This window comes from Georgenia sp. EYE_87 (assembly GCF_023148685.1).
GTDB lineage: Bacteria > Actinomycetota > Actinomycetes > Actinomycetales > Actinomycetaceae > Georgenia.
Map to the genome: position 1 here is coordinate 32,726 of NZ_JAHXNL010000005.1, position 20,408 is coordinate 53,133.

The following is a 20,408-nucleotide window of genomic DNA, read 5'->3' on the forward strand; positions in this document are numbered from 1 at the left end:
TCAGGCGACGGGGACGGGGACGGCGGGGCGTTCGCCGGCGGGCTCGACGTCGGTGTCGAGGTCGTCGGCCCCGAGCTCGTCGGCGACGTGCCGGGCGACGATGCCGCCGAAGACGGCGCCCTTGCCCAGCGAGGTGCCCGTCATGTAGGCGGCGCCGTGGAAGCCGCCGGTGACCTCGCCGATGGCGTACAGGCCGTCGATGACGTCCTCGTCGACGTCGACCACCCGGCCGGACGGGTCGATGGTCACGCCGCAGTACGTCGTCGTCATCAGCGACTTGGCCGGGTAGGCGTAGTACGGAGCCGTGTCGATCGGCAGCAGGTCACCCTGCCCGTTGCACAGGTTGGTGCGCCCGACCTCGTCGGTGCCCTCGCCGGCGATCGCGGCGTTGTACCGGGCGACGGTCCCGGCCAGGGCGGCCGGGTCGATCCCGGCGACCTCGGCGAGATCCTCGACCGTGTCGGCCCGGAACACGTGGCCGATCTCCTCGAGGGTGTCGATGTCCTTGAGCGGGATGCCGCGGTGGGACTTCGCCCGCACCTTCGCGTCGAAGATCTCGAAACCGAGGCCCTCGGGCTGGTCGAGCACCACGCGGCCCAGGGTCTTGTAGTCCAGCGACTCGTCCACGAACCGCTCGCCGTTCGTGTTCACGATGATCGCGCCCATGTAGTACGCGGTCAGCAGCTCGTGGAACTCCTCCCCCGTCTCTGGGTGAGACCCGTAGGTCCCGGACACGAAGGACATGTCCGCCAGGCCGGCCCCCAGCTTCCAGGCCATCTTCAGCCCGTCGCCGGTGTTGCCCTTCCCGCCGTAGGGGATGGCAGCCAGCTGCTCCGGGGCGAAGATCTTCAGCAGGTCCGTCCCGCGGGAGAACCCGCCGGTGGCCAGCACCACCCCGCCGCGGCCGGTGTACAGCTCCTCGGTCCCGTCAGGGCCGGACGTGACCACGCCGGTCACGCGGCCGTCCTCGCGGACCAGACGCACCGCACGCCGCTCGAGCCGGGTCTGGCCCCCGGCCACGGTGAAATCCCGGTGCAGCGTGGCCAGGACCTGCTTGATCACCGAGTTGTGGCCGCGCCGGGCGGACATCCCCGAGCTGATCTCCACCTCACGGAACTCGACCCCGTGGTCCTTCAGCCACCGGTACGTGCTGTCCTGGTTGGCCAGGTAGGCCTCCAGCAGCGCCCGGTCGTTGAGGTGCTCCCCGGCCTCGAGCATGTCCTGCAGGAACAGCTCGGCCGAGTCCTCGATGCCGAGCTCGGCCTGCTCCGGCGTCCCGGAGAACGCGAACCAGCCGCCGCTCATCGCGGACGAGCCGCCCAGCTTCTCCGTCTTCTCCAGGAGCACGACCCGCAGGCCGGCCTCCGCCGCCGTCGTCGCCGCGGACTGCCCGGCGATGCCGGAGCCGACGACGACCAGATCGTAGGAGTGCTCGGTGATGGACATGGCGTCACTCTCGCTTTCGAGGGGTTGGGGGGCCGGGGCGCTCAGGGCGCGCCCCGGCCGGTGGCAGGGAGGTAGCGGGGTGCCCGGCGGTTCCGTCGGGCGAGCAGAAGCCGGAGTCAGCAGGTGAGCCAGCCGCCGTTGACGTCCAGGCTCGTGCCGGTGATGTAGGAGGCCTGGTCGGAGACGAGGAAGGCGACGGCGTCGGCGATCTCCTCGGGCCGGGCGAACCGGCGCATCGGGACCTGGTCGAGGAGCGGCCCCTCGGGCGGCACCTCGCCCATCATCGGGGTCTGGACGAAGCCGGGGGCGACGCCGTTGACCCGGATCCGGTGGCCGGCCAGCTCGCGGGAGAGGCTGGCCGTGAGGTTCTGCAGGGCCGCCTTCGACGCCGCGTAGACGACCGTGGAGGGCAGGTACGGCGGGAAGGCCGCGTCCGGGGCGCCGCCGGCGCCGAGCTTGGCGGTGATGGAGAGCAGGTTGACGATGCTCGCCGTCCCGTCCGTAGGCATGTACCGGTACGCCTCCCGGATGAGGAAGAACGGGGCGCTGACGTTGACCGCCATCACCTGGTTCCACTCCTCGTCGGTGAGCTCGAAGAACGGGATCTTCCGGCCGTTGCGCTTGGGCGAGATGCCGACGGCGTTGACGATGACCCCGATCGGGCTCCCGTCGGCCGCGAACTGCGCGAGGTCGCGGTTGACGGCGCTCTCGGTCAGGTCGCCGGCGAAGCCGCGGTGCTCGGCCCCGTCGACCCCGGGCAGCGTGGCGGCGGTGAGCTCGGCCGCGTCGGCGTCGGCGTCGGCCACGACGACGGCGTAGCCGGCCGTGGCGAGCCGGTGGCTGATGGCGCTGCCGATGCCCCCGGCGCCGCCGGTGACGATCGCCGTCCGCGTGAGCGTCGCGAGGGTTGACGGTTCGGCGGTGATGGTCTCGGTGACGGTTCCCATGTGTGTCCTCAGTTCTCGGAGAACGCCGTGTCGGCGTCGGTGACGGTGACGGGCAGCGACCTGATCGGCGAGAACGTCGTCGGGTACATGATCTTGTTCGCCATCGTCATGATCATCGGCCGGATGACGGACAGGCACTGCTGCCATTGCTCGCTCTTCGCGAGCTCGGCCCGGCGGGCCCGGCGGTCCTCGAGGTCGTCGTAGGCCCAGAAGTGGTTCAGCTCGTTCTGGGTGCCGAACTCGGTGACGAAGTACCCGAGGAACCCGCCGAGGATCGGCTTCTGGGCCGGCAGGCCGATGTTCTCGTAGGCGTCCAGGTACTCGGCCAGGCTGGCGCCGGTGTGCAGGACGTAGGTGCGCTGCTCGACGATCATCGGGCCACCCCCGCCGGTGCGGTGGGTGCGGTCGCGGGAGCGGTGGCGCGCGCCGACGCCTCCTCGGCCTGCGTCTCGTCGGCGCTCAGGTACCGGCCGAAGCGGTGCGTGCCGCCCTCGAGCGTCCGGCCGTCGCCCATGAGGAGCATGTTCACGATGGCGGCGGCGATGGTGACGACCCAGAAGATGGTGATGGTGATGGTGCTGCCGCCGCTGAGCCCGGTCAGCCAGGAGGCGATGAACGGCGCGGGGGCGGCGAAGATGAGGTTGGCTCCGGTCAGCGAGAGGGCAGAGCCCGTGTAGCGCATGTGGGTCGGGAAGGCCTCGGCGAACAGGGCCCCCTGGCCGGCGTTGCCGAACTGGGCGGTGACGAGGGCGAAGGCGACCATGCCCAGGGTCAGGGGAAAGCTGCCCAGGTCCACGACCGCGAAGAACAGGACGGCGGCGACGAGCGTGCCGATCGAGCCGACCATGAGGATCTTGCGGCGGCCGTAGACGTCGGCGAGGCGCCCGCCCCACCAGATCGCGATCACCGAGAGGAAGTTGGAGATCATGATGATCGTGAAGGTCTGGCTGCGGGTGAACCCGTGGGTGGTCAGGTAGCTGATGCCGAAGACCGAGACGATGTAGAAGGTCAGGACGATCGGGGAGAACGCCAGCATCAGCCGGAGCATCGTCGCCCAGTGGGTGCGGATGACCACGGCCGGGCTGGTCGTCTCCTGCGCGAGCTCCTTCATGCCCTCCTGGTAGACCGGCGTCTCCTCGACCTTGAGGCGGATGTAGATGCCGACGGCCACCAGGGCGATGCTCAGCAGGAACGGCACGCGCCAGCCCCAGGAGAGGAAGGCCGCCTCGCTCAGCACCCCGGAGAGCACGGCGAGCATGAGGTTCGCCGCCACCTGGCTGACCGGTGAGCCCATGGCCATGAGGGCGCCGTAGAAGGCGCGGCGGTCGGTCGGGGCGTGCTCCATCGTCATCAGCTGGGCGCCGGTGGCCTCACCACCGAGCGCGAAGCCCTGGATGAACCGCATGACGACGAGCAGCAGCGGCGCGGCGAGGCCGATCGCCGAGTACGGCGGGAGCAGGCCGATGATCAGCGAGGCGACGCCCATAGAGATGAACGTGGTGAGCAGGACCTTGCGGCGGCCGATCCGGTCACCGAGGTGGCCGAAGACGATGCCGCCGAGCGGGCGGGCGAAGAAGCCGACGCCGAAGGTGGCGAAGGAGGCGAGGATCCCCATCGCGGGGTCCATCTCGTTGAAGAACAGCGCCGGGAACACGGTCGCCGCCATGGCGCCGTACACGGCGAAGTCGAACCACTCGAGGGCGGAGCCGAAGGTGCCGGAGACGACGGCGCGCTTGGCCTGGGGCGGGGCGGAGGTCGTCGGGCGCAGCGGGCGCTTGGTACGCGGCGAGGCGGTCTGACTCATCGGGGACTCCTTCGTCGGACGATCAGCGGGAGACAGGACTGGGGTGGAGCGACGGACGACGTTGCGGCCGGCGGCGCTCGAGCCAGGGGTGGCGGCTCGGCGGGCCCGGCGGCAGGTGCGTCGTGCTGTGCAGACGTGCTCAGGAGCGGGAACGGACTTTGGTCCCGCGTTCTGCTGTGGCACGAAGGTAGACATGCACTTGCGTCCCGCGCAAGACCCTGTAGAGTTATTGCGTGCTACGCAATGACGTGCCTGACCGGGTCGAGTCGGTCCACCGCGCTCTCGTGCTCCTGAAACTCCTCGGCGAGAAGGGGTCGCTCAGCGTCACGGAGGCCGCCAAGGCCCTCGGCGTCAACCCCTCGACGGCTCAGCGACTGCTCGTCACCCTCGTCGGCGACGGCTTCGCCACCCAGGGCGAGCGCAAGCGCTACGAGCCCGGGCCCGAACTGCTCCGGCCTGGTGCCGCGCGCGAGATCCCGCCCCTGCGGGCGCGCCTGCGTCCCCATCTCGAGCGGCTGTTCGAGCGCGTCGGGGAGACGGTCCACGTGGCCACCCTCGTCGGCACGGAGATCCACCACCTCGACGGCGTGGAGGCGAACCTGCAGCCGCTGCGCTTCGGCCTGCGCGTCGGCGTCCGGCTGCCGGCGCACCAGACCTCCGCGGGCAAGGCCATGCTCGCCACGCTCCCCCGCGAGGACGTCGACGCGCGCTACCAGGTGGCGATGCGCGGCGCCCGCGGCGCCGACATGAACGTCGACCTCGAGGACCTGCACCGGCAGCTGGAGAAGGTCCGCCGCCAGCGGGTGGCCACGAACTTCGAGGAGAGCGAGGCCGGCGTCGCCGCCTTCGCCGTCTCGATCGGCGTCATCGACGGCGAGCGCGCCGCGTTCAGCATCGCCATGCCGATCGCGCGCTTCACCAAGGCGGACCTGCCCAAGTTTGCCGGCGCGCTCGTGCGCACCGCCGACGAGACCGCCGAGGCCCTGCTGCTCTGATCGCCCGCACTCCCGGCGCTGACCGATCGCCCCGTCGCGGCGCGCGGACGGGCGCAGACTGACCGCTCGTCGTCGTACGCGCGGACGGGCGCAGACTGACCGCTCGTCGTCGTAACGCGCGGACGCCGGCCGGCCGAGGAGGTCGGCCGGCCGGCGTCTGCGAGGAGGCACGGCGTCACGCGGTCCGGCGTGGTCCGCGCCGTACTCAGGTGCGACGGCGTCCGTGACCGCGCTCGGTCCGGCGTCGTCCGTGCTCGGAGCTCAGAGGTGGCGTGCGCCGAGCTGGTCGAGCGGCACCTTGTGGGTCTCACGCGCCGTGGCGACGGCGATCGCCGAGATCACGCAGGCGACGCTCGTCAGGGCCGCCGCCGGCCACCAGGCGTCGCCGTTCGCCGAGGAGAGCGCCTGGATGATCGACGGCGAGAAGCCGGTGAGCACGATGCCGAGCTGGAGGCCGATAGCCATCCCGCTGACCCGGAAGCGGACGTTGAACATCTCGCTGAAGAAGACCGGGTAGACGGCGTTCGTGGCGCCGAAGGCGATGGTGATGCAGAGGAACATGCCGAGGTAGATCATCGGGACGTTCGCCTCGCCGACCGCCCAGAAGAACTCCCACACCGCCGCCGCACCGATGAGGTTGCCGACGATCAGCACCGGCTTGCGGCCGATGCTGTCGCTGAGCCTGGCGAACAACGGCTGGGTCACCAGAGCGGTCGCGTACCCGAAGATGGCGGTCCAGAGCATGACGCTCGCCTCGATGCCCACCACGTTGGTGGCGTAGGTGAGGCCGTAGACCGGCACGACCGAGCTGATCACGATCAGGAAGGCGGCGAAGATGACGCGGACGACGTCGAGCGGTTGGTGGCGCAGCAGCTCGCCGACCGGCACGCGGGTCTTCTGCTTCTCCTTGCTGTCGACGAACACCTCCGGGTCCTCGATGGTGCGGCGCAGGATGAGCCCGAAGACGACGATGACGGCGCTGAACCAGAACGGGACGCGCCAGCCCCACGAGAGCATCTGCTCCTCGGGCAGCGCGGCCACGGCGAGGAAGGCGAAGGTCGCGAGGATGTACCCGACCCAGATGCCGTTGATCATCCAGGACGTGTAGAGCCCGCGCTTGCCCTCGGGCGCGTGCTCGAGCGTCAGCGACGTGGAACCGGCCGCCTCCCCGCCGACCGAGAGCCCCTGGAACAGCCGGAGCACCACGAGGAGGAACGGAGCCAGGATGCCGATGCTGTCGTAGGCGGGCAGGCAGCCGATCAGGAACGTGGCGATGCCCATGACGAGCAGCGTCGCGATCATGACGTTCCGCCGGCCGAGCCGGTCGCCGAAGTGCCCGGCGAGGAAGCCGCCAAGCGGGCGGGCGAGGTACGCGACGCCGTAGGAGCCCAGGGAGAGCAGCAGGCCGGTGGCCCCGGCGTCGGGGAAGAACACCCGGCTGAACACGAGGGCCGAGGCCGAGGCGTAGATGTACATGTCGTAGTACTCGAGCGCGCCGCCGAAGAAGCCGGCGAGGGACGAGCGCTTGCCCTGGTTCGTCGTGCGCCCGTTGCTGGGGGCCGGCGCGGTGGGGGGCCTGACGCTGGTCGTCGTCATTGACTGGTCCTTTTCCTGGGGAGTGGTACGTGGGGATCGGGCGGACGGGGCCACGGTCAGTAGTCGGCCCGCCCGCCGGAGAGGTCGTAGACGAACCCGGTGGTGAAGGAGGCGTCCGGGGAGGTGATGTAGGAGACGAGCGCGGCCACCTCGGCGACGGTGCCGAAGCGCCCCATCGGGATGAGCGAGCGCTGCACCGCCTGACGCTCCGCGGTCATGCCGGCGATGAGGGGCGTCTCGATCGAGGCGGGGGCGATCGCGTTGACGGTGACGCCGCTCGCCGCGTACTCCTTGCCGATCGACTTCACCATGCCGATCACGCCGGCCTTGGAGGCCGAGTACGCCGCCATCTGGGGGTTGCCCTCCTTGCCGGCGATGGACGCGACGTGCACGATCCGGCCGTAGCCGGCCGGCACCATCCGGGCGAGCGCGGCGCGCGTGACGGCGAAGGCGCCGCCGAGGTTGAGGCCGACGATCCGCTGGAACGTGTCCTGCGTCGTCTCGAGGGTCGGCTCGACCGGACCGAGGACGCCGGCGCAGTTCACGACGATCTCCAGGCCTCCGAGCTCCCGCGTCGCCTCGGCGACCGCCTCCTCCACGGAGTCGGCGTCGGTCACGTCGACGGAGCCGCGGTGGACGGCGCGAGAGTCCTGCGGCCAGGTGGCGGTCGCGAGGTCGAGGGCGGCGACGGCGTGACCGGCGTCGGTGAGGCGGGCCACAACCGCGGCGCCCATCCCGCTGGACGCGCCGACGACGACGGCGCGCTGCGCCGTGCGCGCTCGTTCAGGGCTGGTATGGCCCGGGGCCGTGGACGGCCGGGCGGGCTCGTGCCGGGTCGTCAGCGTCTGACTCAACGGGACTCCTTCGTCGAACGATCAGCTCTGGAAGCGGGCGGGGGGGACGTGAGCAGTCGGAGGGCGCGGTTCCGGGCGACGGCTACGTGGAGCCGCCCCCGGCGCGCCCGGCCGCGCGCCATCCACCGGCGCGGGTGTGGGCGGGAACGGGTACGTGCACGGGGAACGGGAACGGACCTTGGTCCCGTGTTGCTGCGTGGCATGAAGGTAGGGGAGCCTTTGCACGCACCGCAACCCTCTAGGTTGCTTTTTCCGTACACCGCAAAACCGGGGGTGGCGCTCATCCCCTGTCCTGGCCTGCCGAGCCTCCGGGCGGCCCTGGCGGCTGCGACGATGGGGCCGTGGACGTGACGGAGTTTCTCCTCGCCCGACTCGCGGAGGAGCGGGCCGCGCTCGACGGGGCCGAGGCCGGTACCGAGGCCGCCCTGGGCGAGGAGGGCACCGGCCGCCGTCGTGCGGAGCTCCGGGCGGTCCGGGCGATCGTCGAGCTCCACCGTGGCGCGGCCGACATCTGGGGCTTCCACGGCTGCCTGACGTGCGGCAACGTCGCCGACACCACCGCCGGCTTCCCCTGCCCCACCGTCCGGGCACTGGCCGCCGTGCACAGCGACCACCCCGACTACCGGGCGGAGTGGGCGACGTCCGCGAACCCTGATTGACCCGCATCCCTGAGCGACATCGTCGTCGTCGGCACCCGGGTCGAGCGGATCACCGGGGCGTTGACGGTCAGCCCGACCGAGCTCCTCCCGATGCGTCCCACCCGCCGGACGGGCACACTCGCTGGGGTCTGAGACGGAGCGAGAAGGGAGTCTGAGCGGTGCGAAGCGACGACGACGAGGGCCAGAACCAGCACCACGGAACGTCCGGGTCGCACGACAGAAAGTCGCACGGCAGAAAGATGTACCTGCGTTTCGCGGCGATGCTCCTGACCGGCATGGTGGTCATGTTCTGGGTGATGTTCGTCGGCTCCTGGGAGTGGAGCCACGTGCGCTTCAGCCAGAGCCGGATCTTCATGGCCATCACCATGGGCGGCGCCATGGGGCTGGTCATGCTCGCGTGGATGCTGAACATGTACAAGAACACCAGGGCGAACGTCGCCGTGGTCGCGGTCAGCGTCCTGCTCCTCGCGGGCGGCGCCTACCTGGACCGCAGCCAGACCACCGTGGATGACACCGCCTTCATGAGCGCCATGATCCCTCACCACTCCCTCGCCATCACCCGGTCCGAGCGTGCCGGGATCCAGGACGTGCGCGTGTGCGAGCTCGCGGTCGGGATCAGCGAGGCGCAGCGGCGCGAGATCTTCGAGATGGACTGGCTCATCGAGGACATCGAGCGCAACGGCCTCGCCACGACCGCGGAGGAGGCTGCGGCCCGCCCCGTCCCCGACTACGAAGAACCCGCCGAACGCCAGTGCGCCACCGGCTGACCGGTTGCGGTCCGCGAGCGACATCCTCACCACCGCGGTCGCGCCGACCTTCGAGGAGATCGGCAAGCTCGCCGCCGTGGCCACGATCCGCACCGCCCTGAACTACTTCCTCGCGCGAGAGCTCAAGGAAGAACGTCGCGAGCTCGGGCAGGACACCGGAGAGGAGCGCACCGAGCGGGAGGACCCCGCGGTGCCATGAGCGCCCTTCTCGACGCCGCAGCGCTCGTCGTCGCCTGCGCCGGCGTCCTTCTCAGCTTCCCGATCGGGGCGGTCGCCGGCCTGCGGCCGGCGGTGAAGGTCCTGCTGGACTTCCTCCTCGCCGCGGGTCTGCTGCGGCTCAGCGTCGACCCCGAGTGGGAACGCCTCCTCACCGCAGCGGTCGTCGTGGCGATACGCCACGTCCTCACGGCCGGCCTGCAGATCGGGACGGTGACCGCCCGCCGAGCGGCGCGCTAGCACGCGTCGTTCTCGGGCCGGGGCGCCTCAGGCGCCGTCGCTGCCGGCCGGGTACTCCTCCAACGGAACCCGACCGTCGCGCCAGGCGTCGAGGACGGGGGTGACGATGCGCCAGCACTCCTCCGCGACGTCGCCCCGCACGGAGAGCATCGGGTCGGACTCGAGGACCCCGGCCAGGACCTCGCCGTAGGCGGGCAGCTCCCCCTGACCGAACGTGGTCGACAGGGCGACCCGGTCGAGCTGCCAAGGGTCTCCCGAACCGTTGATGTCGATCTCGAGGTCGAGGCGCTCGGGCCCCATGCCGAGGCGCAGCCGCGCCGGGTGGGACGGGCCGGTGAGGCCGACGGGCAGGTGCGGGACATGCTGGAAGGTGATGACGGCCTCCTTCCGGGCCGCGCCGATGCCCTTGCCCGACCGGAGCCGGAACGGCACGCCGCTCCAGCGCCAGTTGTCGACGAAGAAGGTCACCTCGGCGAGCGTCTCGGTGCCCCGCTCCGGGCTGACCCCAGCCTCCTCCGCGTACGCAGGAAGCTCCCGGGGCCCGATGCGGCCGGCGCCGTACCGGGCTCGTCGGCTGTGCTGCTCCGGCTCCCCCGCCCGTGTCGCCCGCAGCACCTCGGCGATCCGGTCCCGCACGTCGCGCTGTCCCAGCGTGGCCGGTGCCTCCATCGCCACCAGCGCGAGGACGTGCAGCAGGTGGCTCTCGATCATGTCCCGGAGCGCACCCGAGGTGTCGTAGTAGCGGGCACGTCCCTCCAGGCCGAGGTTCTCGTCGTAGACGATGTCCACTCGGGCGATGTGCGAGGCGTTCCAGACGGGCTCGAAGATCCGGTTCGCGAACCGGAACCCCAGGATGTTGAGCACCGTGCTCTTCCCGAGGAAGTGATCCACCCGGTGGACCTGCTCCTCCGGCACCAACCGGGCGACGACCTCGTTGAGGTGGCGGGCGGACTCGGCGTCCGTCCCGAACGGCTTCTCCATGACGAGCCGGGTGCCCTGCGGCACCCCGATCTCCTCCAGGGCGAGGCAGGCCCGCTCGGTCACCGCGGGAGGGAGGGCGAAGTAGATCGCCACCGGCGGGGTGCACGCCGCCAGCACCCGCTGCAGATCCTCGGCCCGGGCCACGTCCGCCTGGAGGTAGACGGACTCCTGCTCCAGCCGTCGCAACGTGTCGGCCCCTGGCTCCTCGGCGCCAGCAGGCGCGAACGCCTCCCACGGCGCCACCTCGATGCTCGGCGCGACCGCGAACGCCTCCCGGAGGCGAGCGATCCACTGCTCCTGGTCCCAGTCGTCGATGCCCGCACCGACCAGGCGCAGGCTTCGCGCACGCCCGCCGGCGAGCAGGCGCCCGAGACCGGGCAGCAGCAACCGCCCTGCCAGGTCACCGCTGGCGCCCAGCACCAGCAGCGTCCGGAGCTCCTCGGCTGCGGGTTCCTCGGTCCTGGTTCCCTCGGTCATCGACAGCCTCTCGTCGTCGGGCGCTGCTCTCGGCCGAATCATCCTCCACGGCCCGTGACCATGCGCGTCCGAGCCCCGCACGGGACGCGTGGTGGAGAAGGACCGGAGGGCAGAGCCCTCACGCCCTCGTCCTCTGGCGGAAGCACCCGATGCGGCATCGGACGCGGCACCCGGGTGCAACTCCCGGCGACCGTGGATAGCGTGACCGTGCCCGGGGCGGGAAAGCATTCCCGCGAACGGGACCGCCGTCGCCACACCGGGGAGGACATCGACGTGACCGAGCTGCACCTGACCTACGGCGTGGTCGGTGCTCTGGGTCTCGCGCTGGCGATGGTCAGTCGCCCCATGCGTAGCCTGCCGCTCTCGGAGCCGCTGCTGGCGCTCGCGCTCGGCGTCGTCCTCGGCCCCTACGCGCTCGGGGTGGTGGACCCCGGCGCGCCGGTGCGGGACCTCGTGCTGCTCGAGCTCAGCCGCCTCATCGTCGCGGTGTCGGTGATGGGGGCCGCGCTCCGCTTCCCCGCCGCGAAGCTCGGTTCGGTCGTCCGTCCCGTGCTCGTCCTGCTGGCCGTCGTCATGCCGCTGACGGCCATGATCTCCGGGGCGGCCGCGCTGGTGCTCGGCCTCCCGCTGGCCCTCGCCGCCCTGGTGGGCGCCTCTCTGTGCCCCACCGACCCGGTGCTCGCCGGCTCGATCGTGTCCGGCCGGCCCGCCGAGCGGGACCTCCCCGCGCGTCTGCGTCACACGCTCAGCGTCGAGAGCGGTCTGAACGACGGCCTCGCCCTGCCTCTCGTCGGCGTCGCCCTCGCCGTCGTCCTGCCCGCCACCACACCAGGCGCGGAGGCAGGCCGTCTCACCTGGGAGGTGCTCGGGGGGACGGGCATCGGCCTGGTTGCTGGCGCCGTCGCGGCGCTCGGTGTCCGCGCGGCCACCAGGGACGACGACCTCGAGCCGGGCCCGAACCTCATCCTCACCGCGCTGCTCGCCGTCGCCGTGCTCGGCCTGGGCCGGGCGGCCGGGACCGATGGGATCCTCGGTGTGTTCGTCGCCGGCACCGTCTACAACGCCATGGTCACCGGGGACGAGCGCGAGCCGCAGCAGGGCATCGACGAGGCCGTGAACAGGTACCTGTGCCTCCCGCTGTTCTTCCTGCTCGGCGTCGTCCTGCCGTGGGAGGAGTGGGCACGCTTCGGTGCCCCGGCGATCGCGTTCGTCCTGATCGTCCTCGTGGGGCGCCGGCTGCCCGCGGTGCTGGCGCTGGCCCGACCGGCCGCCCTGCGCCGCTCCGAGGCGACCTTTCTCGGCTGGTTCGGCCCGATGGGCGCCAGCTCGATCTTCTACGTCGCGCACAGCGTCGACGAGGGCGTCACCGACCCGGCATTCTTCGCCGCCGGCACGCTCGCCATCGCGACGAGCGTGGTGGCCTTCGGGGTGACCTCCTCCCCCGGGCGCCAGCTGTACGCCCGCTCGAGCGCACCTGCGGAGGACGACGACGGCTCCCATGCGGACCCGGCGCAGCGCGAGGGACCCGCACCCACCGGCCGGCACTGACCCACCACCGGCTCCGTCCAGCGCCGGTGCCCCGACAAGCAGCCCAGGAGAGAGCTCATGTGGTTCGACTCGTGGCAGGACCTGACCCGCGTGCTCCTCGTCGGGGCCGCCGCCTACGGCGTCCTGGTGCTCGTCCTGCGGCTCACCGGCAAGCGGTCGCTGGCCAAGCTCAACGCCTTCGACCTCGTCGTCACCGTGGCGCTGGGCTCCACGCTGGCCACGATCGTGCTCAGTGCGGAAGTCTCGTTCAGCGAGGGCGTGACGGCGCTCGCGCTCCTGGCCCTGCTGCAGCTCGCAATGACCTGGACGTCGTCACGCTGGCCGCGCTCGCGCACGGTCATGACGGCGGAACCGACTGTCGTCCTCCGCGACGGTGAGCCGCTGCACGACGCGATGCGCGGGCAGCGCCTGACACTCGCGGAGCTTCGACAGGCCGTGCGGTCCAGCGGATCCGGTGACCTGTCCGCCGTCGGCGCGATCGTCCTCGAGAGCGACGGGACGCTCAGCGTGATCCCGGCGGAGAAGCTCGGCGACGGCTCCGCCCTCGAGGGCACCAGCCGCCCGGGGCCGGCCTGACCGATCACCGAGCTTCGGGGCCCAGGGCTCGGACGAGGACGTCTTCGTCCCCCAGCGGCCCCGACTTCAGCAGCACCCACAGAGGGTCGCCCCACCGGGGGGCGTCGACCCGCAGCCAGGCGACGCCGGGCGCCTCGGCGGCGCCCACGGTGCCGTGGGTGATGCCGCACCGCTCGACGACGGCGCCCGAGGTCTCCCCGCCCGCCGTCACCAGCCGGCGCACCCCGAGCGTCAGCAGCGCCTCGGCGACCTCCCCGAGCGTCCGCTCCACGAGCACGGCGGCCCGGTCGCGGCCGAGCGCCTCCTGCTCGGTCCGGACCACGTCCGGGGGTGCGCTCGCCACCACCCCGACCGGCCCGTCAGCCAGGTGATCCACCGCCAGGCTGCGCGCCTCGCCGACGACGTCGCGGCCGGTCGCGACCTCCGTCGGCCGGAAGCGGAGCACCGGCCAGCGGTCCTCGAAGCGGCGCACCTGCTCGAGCGTCTCGGCGGTGCAGCTCCCTGCGAGGAGCGCACCGGGCAGGTCGGCCGGCGGCCGGTCGACCGGCGGCGAACCGGGTGGCGCGGCCTCGACCGGGTGCTCGCCCGGCCGGGGCTCCACGAACGGGAGCGAGGTGGCATGCCCGGCGTCCGGGCCCGGCCGGACGGCGTCGAGGAGCGCGGTCGCCACTCCCGCCGCCCCCGTCACCAGCGGGTGCGCCCGGGCGACCTGCCCGAGGACGGCGAGGTCGGCGTCGTCCACCGCGTCGGCGACGACGTACCGCACCCCGGCGGCGGCGAGCCGGTCGAGCGCGGCCCGGGCGCCGTCGGCACCGCCCGTCAGCGCCTGGTGCGGCAGCAGGCCGACGCCCTCCCGCGTCTGACGGGCGAGGCGCCGGACCAGGTCGGCGTCGGTGCGGGGCGTCAGCGGGTGCATCCCGGCCTCGGAGAGCAGCCGGTTCCCGACGAAAAGGTGACCCTGGTAGACCGTCCGCCCGTAGCGCGGCACCGCGGGGCAGAACAGCACCACCGGGGGCGGGTTCCCCCGACGGCGGAGCTCGGCGCACAGCGCGTCGGCGACGGGGCCGATGTTGCCGGCGTCCGTGGAGTCGAACGTCGAGCTGTACTTCTGGAACAGCCGGGCGGCGCCGACGTCCAGCAGCCAGCGGGCGGCGGCCACCGACGCCTCGGCCGCCGCGCCGGCCTCCACGGAGCGGGTCTTGAGCCCGACGACGACCACGTCGCCGTCCGCTCCCGCCCGCTCCAGCGGCGGCACCCCGAGGTGCAGCTCGACCCGGGCGCCCGCCTCCCTCAGCGTGGCGGCGACGTCGACGGCGCCGGTGTAGTCGTCCGCGACGACGCCGAGCCGCGGGCCGGCCCGCGGGAGCCGAGGTCCGGCGTCACCGCTCGGAGCGTCGTCACCGTCCGGAGCCGGACCGCCCGGAGCCGGGCCGCCCGCGGTCGGGCCGCCCGGCGCCGCACCGGTCACGAACGCTCCTCGACCTCACCCAGCTCCTCCACGGCGGCCTCCATCGGCCCGCGGTCCACCAGCTCGGTCAGGTCGGTGGCGGCGCCGCCGCGCAGGGTCCCGAGCTCCTGCATGCGCTCGACCGTGTACTGGAGCCGGTCCTCCTCCAGGCCCACGTTCCTGGGGTAGGCCTGGACCTGCTCCATGTAGACCTCCCAGGCGCCGTCGATGACCTCCTCCTCGAACCCGGTGGCCTCGGCGATGACCGGCACCACGGCCTCGCGGTCGTCGTACATGGTGCGGTGCGCCTTGGTGATCGCCGTGGCGAACCCCTGCGCCGCCTCCTGGTTCTCCTCGAGCCACCCGGCGTCGACGAAGTACACGCCGTAGAAGTAGTCCGGCTCGACCTCGTAGAGGTTCACCAGCGAGTGCAGGCCGGCGTCCTGGTTGGCGGCCTCGAGGGCCTGCTCGGGGTGGAGGATCGCGGAGACGATCTGCCCCTGCACCAGGGCGCCGATGTAGGCGTTGGCGTTGACGGAGATGTACTGGACGTCCTGGGCGGTCAGACCGGCGTCCTCGAGCACCATGCGAGTCATGACCTCGCGGAAGGCGCCGACCTCCTGGATGCCGACCGGCTTGCCCTGGAGGTCCTCCGGCGACTGGATCTCCTCCGGCACCACCATCTCGACCTCGAGGCGGTCGGTGTAACTGCCGATGACCTTGATCTCGCCGCCGCCCGCGAAGGCGTTGATGACCGGCTCTATGCTCGACCCGCCGACCTCGAACTCCCCGCCGACGACGCCGGTGGTCACCGAGGACCCGGACCGCAGGTTGGAGATCTCGACCTCGAGGCCGACCTCCTCGAAGTAGCCCATCGCGTCGGCGACGGCGACGTCGGAGTTGGCGAAGCTGGTGGTGCTGGTGGGCATGGCGATGCGCAGGGTGGTCGTCTCGCCGCCGCCGCCACCGGTGCCTGCGCCCCCGCCGGGCTCGGCCCCGCCGTCGTCCCCGCCGCAGGCGGCGAGGGCGACCAGGAGCGGGAGCACGCCTGTCGCGATGAGAGGGCGACGACGTCGCCCGAGCTGGTTCATCATGGGATCCACTTCCTCGTGGTTGTCGGTCCGGGACGTCCGTCCGTGCCGGGAGGACGTCCCGGCGGTTCACTGGTCGCGGCGCCAGGGCGCCAGGACCTTCTCGACGGCGCCGAGCGCTCCGGTGAGCACCACGCCGATGAGCGAGAGGATGACGATCGGGACGAAGACACGCGCCGTCTCGAACGTGTTGGCGTTGGTGACGATGAGGTTGCCCAGGCCGGAGATCGCGGTGAAGAACTCGGCGACGATCACGCCGACCAGACCACGGCCGATCGCCAGCCGGATGCCGGTGAAGATGAACGGCAGGGCCCCCGGCAGCAGCAGGTCGCGCCAGACGCGGCTCTCGCTGGAGCAGAACGACCGGGTCACCTCCAGCAGCTCGGGGTCGACCTCGGCCACGCCGCGCTGGGTGTTGATCACGACCGGGAAGAAGACGAAGAAGGCGACGACGAAGATCTTCGCCGAGTCCCCGAAGCCGAACCACAGCACGATCACGGGGATCAGCGCGACGGCGGGCAGCGCGTAGAGGGCGTTGATCGGGATGTCCAGGATCTGCCGCGCCACGTCGCTGCGCCCGGCGACGAGGCCGAGCGCCACCCCGAAGACCACGCCGATGACCGAGCCGATGAGCAGCACGACGAGCGTGTCCACGAGCGCGTCGACCAGTGTGCCGTCCGCGATCATGTCGAAGAACGCCTGGACGATCGCCGTCGGGTAGGTGAAGACGATCGGGTTGACGCTGCGGCCGTAGATCTCCCAGGCGATGAGGATGACCAGCAGCGAGCCGTACCGCACCGCGCGCCGCTGGTTCTTGGTCAGGGTCCGCAGTCGTAGGGTGCGGCGGGCCTGGATCTCCCGCTGGGGCGGGACCTGCGCCAGCGGGTCGTGCCGGCGGTCCGGCGGTGTGGTCGGGGTGGTGGCACTCATGCTGCCTCCCGTCCCGACTGCAGGCTGTCCCACAGCTGGCTGCGCAGCGGGATGTACTCGGGGTGGCTGCGCACCGAGTCGATGTTCCGGGGGCGCGGCATGGGCGAGCGGACGTCCAGCATGACGCGGGCCGGCGGCCCGCCCAGGACGATGATGCGGTCGGACATGATGATCGCCTCGTCGAGGTCGTGGGTGACCAGGAGCGCCGTACGGGTCTCGCGCTCGATGATGCCGAGCACCTCGCGCTGCATGATCTCCCGGGTGATGGCGTCGACGGCGCTGAGCGGCTCGTCGAGGAGCAGCAGCTCGGGCTCCAGGCACAGCGCGCGCGCGATGCCCACGCGCTGCTTCATGCCGCCCGAGAGCTGGTACGGGTACTTCTTGCGGGCGTCGGACAGGCTCATGATGTCGAGCAGCTCGTCCACCCGGGCGTCCATGCCGTCGGCCCGCCCCTGGACGTCGAGGCCGTAGCGAATGTTCTGCTCGACCGTCTTCCACGGGAAGAGGCCGAAGTGCTGGAAGACCATCGCCGCCCGCGGCTCCGGCGTCCGCAGCTCCTTGCCGTGGAGGGTCATCCGGCCCACGCGGGCCTGGGGCAGCAGGCCGCCGATGGAGCGCAGCAGCGTGGTCTTCCCGCAGCCGGACGTCCCCACGATGCTGACGAACTCGTCGTCCTCCACCGTCAGGGAGAGCCCGTCGATGATGACGTTCTGCTTGAACCGGACGTGGACGTCTTCAACTTCGAGGCTGTAGGTCAAGGCTCCTCCTGCGTCTCCGTCGTCGCCTGGGGCCGGCCGTGCTGCCGGACCCGGAGCACACGGTTACAGTTAACCGGTTACATCACCGTGACGCATCTCCTAGGCAGGTGTCAAGCATGACGAGGCCCGACAGCGGGAGACCGACATGATCACCACCCTCACCCGGACCACCTCGAACGAGGTCGCCGCGACCCTGGTCCGGCTGCGCGAGGAGGGCGGTGCGGTCGCCCTCGGCCACGCGCTCTCCCTCGTGATCACGACGCCGGAGGAGAGCCTCGCCGACGCGCTCGCCGCGGCGCGGAGCGCGTCCATGGAGCACCCCAGCCGGGTGGTCGCCGTGGTCACCGACCCCGGCGCTCCGGACGGGCTCGAGGCCGAGATCCGCGTCGGCGCCGACGCCGGGGCGGGCGAGATCGTGGTGCTCCGCGCGGGCGGACGGGCCGCCGGCGCCACGAACACCCTGGTGGCGCCACTGCTCCTGCCCGACGCCCCGACCGTCGCCTGGTGGCCGGCGGCGCCCCCGCCCGTGCCGGCCCGGGACCCGGTCGGTGCGCTCGCCGTGCGCCGGATCACCGACGCGCTGGCCACCGCTGACCCACCGGCCACCATCCGCGCGCTGGCCGGGGCCTACTCCCCCGGCGACACGGACCTGTCCTGGGCGCGCAGCACGCCGTGGCGGGCCCTGCTCGCCGCCGCGCTGGACCTGCTGCCGACCGAGGGCGTGCGCCGGGCGTGGGTGGCCGGCCAGGGCCTGCGGCCGACGGTCGACCTGGTCGCCGGCTGGCTGGCGAGCGGCCTGGGCTGCGCGGTGCAGACCCGGCAGCTGCCCTCGCGGAGCATCTCCGAGGTGGGCGTGGAGACCGCCGCCGGCGCCGTCACGCTCCGGCGCGAGCCGGACGGCACGACGGCGACGCTGCGCCTGCCCGGCGCGCCCGACCAGACGGTCTCGCTCCCCCTGCGCAGCCTCGCGGACTGCCTGATGGAGGACCTGCGCCACCTCGCGCCCGACCCGGTCTACGGGCGGGCGCTGACGCGGCTGACCCCGAGCGACCTTGACACCGGGCGCGGCACGTGACTACGGTCAGCCTCGTAGAAACCGGTTACAGAAACTGCGAGGAAAACATGCCTGCGACCATCCGGGACGTCGCCGCCGAGGCGGGCGTCTCCGTCGCCACGGTCTCCCGGGTCGCCTCCGGCGGCAACTACCCCATCGGGGCTGAGACCAAGGCGAAGGTCCTCGCAGCCATCGAGCGGCTCAACTACCGCCCCAACGGCATGGCCAAGGGCCTGACGCAGCGCAACAGCCGCCTCGTCGGCGTCGTCGCACCCGACATGTCCAACCCCTACTACCCGGAGGTCACCCGCGGCATCGAGGACGTGGCCACCGCACGGGGGTACCAGGTCCTCTCCTGCAGCACCGACCGTGACCCGGCCCGCGCCCGGGCCAGCATCGACGCCCTGCTCGCCAAGCGGGTCGCCGCGCTGGCCGTCATCGGCGGCGGCGACGAGGTGGTCCTCCAGGACCGCGACCTCGAGGCGTACGGCACCGAGGTGGTCATGATCGGGCGCGCGACCCGCCGGTTCTCCACGGTCCGCGTGGAGAACGCCGAGGCGGGCCAGGAGGTGGGGCGCCACCTGCTGGCCCTGGGCCACCGCCGGATCGGCTTCGTCGCCGGCCACCGCGGCTCCAGCGCCTCGGACGAGCGGCTGCGCGGCTTCCGGCGGGCGCTGAAGGAGGCCGGCGTGGAGCACCGCGCGGAGTACGTCCAGAACGGCGACTACACCGAGGCCGGCGGGTACGACGCGACCCGGCGGCTCATGCACCTCTCCGCCCCGCCGTCGGCGATCTTCGCGGCGAGCGACCGGATGGCGATCGGGGCGCTGGCGGCGCTGCGGGACATGCAGCTGCGCGTCCCGGACGACGTGGCCCTGGTGGGCTTCGACGACATCCCCATGGCGGAGTACCTCAGACCGGCGCTGACCACCGTCTCGGTCTCCGCCCACAGGCTCGGCACGGAGGCCATGGGCCTCGTGCTCGACGGAACCGGTCGCCCCAGGCGGCCCCAGCACCTCCGCGTCCGCACGCGGATGGTCATCAGGGAGAGCTGCGGCGCGCGGCGCACGTGACCGCGCGCGGCGACCTCCCGTGAGTCAACGACGACACATCTACGAGGAGATTCACATGTCCACGAAGGACTACGCCAAGACCGACGCGAACAACGAGCGCAAGCACAACATTCTCGGGATGTCGTTCTCCGAGGTCGCGGAGCGGCTGCAGGAGCCGGGGCAGGACACGGTCCTCGTCCCGATGGGCAGCACCGAGAAGCACGGCGCGCACATCCCGCTGGGCACGGACAGCTACGTCACCATGGAGGTGGTCTACCGCGCCGCGGAGAAGCACGACGTCCTGTTCACCCCGCTGCAGCCGTTCGGGTACTCCCCGCACCACATGGGCCGCAACGAGGAGGGCGCCGGGACCATCACCCTCAAGGCCGAGACCTACCGCCGGGTGCTCAACGACGTCGCCCGCAGCCTGATCTACCACGGCGTCAAGAAGGTCATCTTCGTCAGCCACCACGGGTCCAACACCAAGCCCATCGACGAGGTCATGCGCCAGCTGCGCTACGAGACCGGCGCCTACATCTCCTTCTACAAGACGCCGACCGAGCGCGAGGCCAACGTCGTCCAGGACCTCTTCGAGAACCCGCCCGAGGAGACCCCGGGCTGGCACTCCTCCGAGCTGGAGACCTCGTGCCTCATGGCGACGGCGGACGGGCTGGTCCACATGGACCGCGCCGTCGAGGACCGGGCGCACGCCCCGGCCTACATGGGCGGGTCGTTCTCGAAGATCGACGGCACCGGCACGGTGAAGTTCCAGAACTCGGAGAACATCTGGGTCCCGATGGACCACCACGAGTACTCCGACACCGCCACCATCGGTAACCCCTTCCGCGCGACCAAGGAGAAGGGCCTGGCGATGTTCGACCGGATGGCCGACCACCTCGGCGCCTACGTCGACGAGGTGCGCAAGTTCGAGGTGAACGTGACGTTCAGCGACTACCCCGAGCGGGCCTGA

General features: G+C 71.9%; 21 protein-coding genes. 10 read left to right on the forward strand and 11 right to left on the reverse strand.

The genetic code is table 11. The annotated features are described in order from the left end of the window. The 4 genes from KZX45_RS09300 to KZX45_RS09315 form a co-directional block, all read right to left on the reverse strand. Positions 1-1,446, reverse strand: a complete 1,446-nt coding sequence (locus KZX45_RS09300; protein ID WP_248257455.1) for an FAD-dependent oxidoreductase — start codon at positions 1,444-1,446, stop codon at positions 1-3. Positions 1,447-1,562: 116 nt separating this feature from the next. Then, positions 1,563-2,393, reverse strand: coding sequence for an SDR family NAD(P)-dependent oxidoreductase (locus KZX45_RS09305; RefSeq protein ID WP_248257456.1), 831 nt, complete (start codon positions 2,391-2,393; stop codon positions 1,563-1,565). A gap of 8 nt (positions 2,394-2,401) precedes the next feature. Beyond that, a complete protein-coding gene (locus KZX45_RS09310; RefSeq protein ID WP_248257457.1) occupies positions 2,402-2,767 on the reverse strand; it encodes an NIPSNAP family protein in 366 nt (121 codons plus the stop codon). Beyond that, positions 2,764-4,197 (reverse strand): MFS transporter, encoded by a 1,434-nt coding sequence (locus tag KZX45_RS09315; protein WP_248257458.1) that lies wholly within the window; start codon positions 4,195-4,197, stop codon positions 2,764-2,766. The genes KZX45_RS09310 and KZX45_RS09315 overlap by 4 nt, the downstream gene beginning before the upstream one ends. Before the next feature lie 233 nt (positions 4,198-4,430). Here KZX45_RS09315 and KZX45_RS20245 point away from each other — a divergent pair, with 233 nt between their 5' ends. Further along, positions 4,431-5,192, forward strand: coding sequence for an IclR family transcriptional regulator (locus KZX45_RS20245; RefSeq protein WP_248257459.1), 762 nt, complete (start codon positions 4,431-4,433; stop codon positions 5,190-5,192). 261 nt (positions 5,193-5,453) lie between these two features. On the opposite strand, the gene KZX45_RS09325 is transcribed toward KZX45_RS20245, so the two are convergent. Further along, the gene (locus KZX45_RS09325) at positions 5,454-6,788 is read right to left on the reverse strand and encodes an MFS transporter (RefSeq protein WP_248257460.1); all 1,335 of its coding nucleotides are present in this window, start codon (positions 6,786-6,788) and stop codon (positions 5,454-5,456) included. A 56-nt stretch (positions 6,789-6,844) separates the two neighbouring features. Further along, positions 6,845-7,642: an SDR family NAD(P)-dependent oxidoreductase gene (locus KZX45_RS09330; RefSeq protein ID WP_248257461.1), complete on the reverse strand. Its 798-nt coding sequence runs from the start codon at positions 7,640-7,642 to the stop codon at positions 6,845-6,847. A gap of 341 nt (positions 7,643-7,983) precedes the next feature. On the opposite strand from KZX45_RS09330, the gene KZX45_RS09335 reads away from it, so the two are divergent. From KZX45_RS09335 to KZX45_RS09350, 4 genes are all read left to right on the forward strand, one after another. Further along, complete coding sequence (locus KZX45_RS09335) at positions 7,984-8,301, forward strand: DUF6221 family protein (RefSeq protein ID WP_248257462.1); 318 nt, start codon at positions 7,984-7,986, stop codon at positions 8,299-8,301. 239 nt (positions 8,302-8,540) lie between these two features. Continuing rightward, on the forward strand, positions 8,541-9,068 hold the full coding sequence (locus KZX45_RS09340) for a DUF305 domain-containing protein (protein WP_248257463.1): 528 nt from the start codon (positions 8,541-8,543) through the stop codon (positions 9,066-9,068). A gap of 4 nt (positions 9,069-9,072) precedes the next feature. Next, positions 9,073-9,267, forward strand: coding sequence for a DUF1622 domain-containing protein (locus KZX45_RS09345; protein ID WP_248257464.1), 195 nt, complete (start codon positions 9,073-9,075; stop codon positions 9,265-9,267). Continuing rightward, positions 9,264-9,524, forward strand: a complete 261-nt coding sequence (locus KZX45_RS09350; RefSeq protein ID WP_248257465.1) for a DUF1622 domain-containing protein — start codon at positions 9,264-9,266, stop codon at positions 9,522-9,524. The genes KZX45_RS09345 and KZX45_RS09350 overlap by 4 nt, the downstream gene beginning before the upstream one ends. A 27-nt stretch (positions 9,525-9,551) precedes the next feature. Here KZX45_RS09350 and KZX45_RS09355 read toward each other — a convergent pair whose 3' ends face one another. Continuing rightward, positions 9,552-10,982, reverse strand: a complete 1,431-nt coding sequence (locus tag KZX45_RS09355; protein ID WP_248257466.1) for a glucose-6-phosphate dehydrogenase — start codon at positions 10,980-10,982, stop codon at positions 9,552-9,554. Between the two features lie 273 nt (positions 10,983-11,255). Between KZX45_RS09355 and KZX45_RS09360 the strand changes: the two genes are divergently transcribed. Together KZX45_RS09360 and KZX45_RS09365 are read left to right on the forward strand one after the other, a co-directional pair. Continuing rightward, positions 11,256-12,530, forward strand: coding sequence for a cation:proton antiporter (locus KZX45_RS09360; protein WP_248257467.1), 1,275 nt, complete (start codon positions 11,256-11,258; stop codon positions 12,528-12,530). 57 nt (positions 12,531-12,587) lie between these two features. After that, a complete protein-coding gene (locus KZX45_RS09365; protein WP_248257468.1) occupies positions 12,588-13,106 on the forward strand; it encodes a DUF421 domain-containing protein in 519 nt (172 codons plus the stop codon). A gap of 4 nt (positions 13,107-13,110) precedes the next feature. Here the strand turns inward: KZX45_RS09365 and KZX45_RS20250 are convergent, their stop codons facing one another. From KZX45_RS20250 to KZX45_RS09385, 4 genes are all read right to left on the reverse strand, one after another. Further along, complete coding sequence (locus tag KZX45_RS20250) at positions 13,111-14,574, reverse strand: four-carbon acid sugar kinase family protein (RefSeq protein ID WP_248257469.1); 1,464 nt, start codon at positions 14,572-14,574, stop codon at positions 13,111-13,113. Continuing rightward, positions 14,571-15,647, reverse strand: coding sequence for an ABC transporter substrate-binding protein (locus KZX45_RS09375; RefSeq protein WP_248257470.1), 1,077 nt, complete (start codon positions 15,645-15,647; stop codon positions 14,571-14,573). The genes KZX45_RS20250 and KZX45_RS09375 overlap by 4 nt, the downstream gene beginning before the upstream one ends. 66 nt (positions 15,648-15,713) lie before the next feature. Continuing rightward, positions 15,714-16,574 (reverse strand): ABC transporter permease, encoded by an 861-nt coding sequence (locus KZX45_RS09380; RefSeq protein ID WP_248257471.1) that lies wholly within the window; start codon positions 16,572-16,574, stop codon positions 15,714-15,716. Beyond that, a complete protein-coding gene (locus KZX45_RS09385) occupies positions 16,571-17,332 on the reverse strand; it encodes an ABC transporter ATP-binding protein (RefSeq protein ID WP_248257472.1) in 762 nt (253 codons plus the stop codon). Before KZX45_RS09385 ends, KZX45_RS09380 begins: the two co-directional genes overlap by 4 nt. A gap of 145 nt (positions 17,333-17,477) precedes the next feature. On the opposite strand from KZX45_RS09385, the gene KZX45_RS09390 reads away from it, so the two are divergent. Genes KZX45_RS09390 through KZX45_RS09400 form a run of 3 tightly spaced genes read left to right on the forward strand, consistent with a single transcriptional unit; the run spans position 17,478 to position 20,408 of the window. Beyond that, positions 17,478-18,407 carry a glucose-6-phosphate dehydrogenase assembly protein OpcA gene (locus KZX45_RS09390; RefSeq protein ID WP_248257473.1) on the forward strand — a complete coding sequence of 310 codons (930 nt, stop codon included), beginning with the start codon at positions 17,478-17,480 and terminating at the stop codon, positions 18,405-18,407. A 47-nt stretch (positions 18,408-18,454) separates the two neighbouring features. After that, entirely contained in the window at positions 18,455-19,459 is a 1,005-nt protein-coding gene (locus tag KZX45_RS09395) for a LacI family DNA-binding transcriptional regulator (RefSeq protein WP_248257474.1), read from the forward strand. A gap of 55 nt (positions 19,460-19,514) precedes the next feature. Continuing rightward, positions 19,515-20,408, forward strand: coding sequence for a creatininase family protein (locus KZX45_RS09400; protein ID WP_248257475.1), 894 nt, complete (start codon positions 19,515-19,517; stop codon positions 20,406-20,408).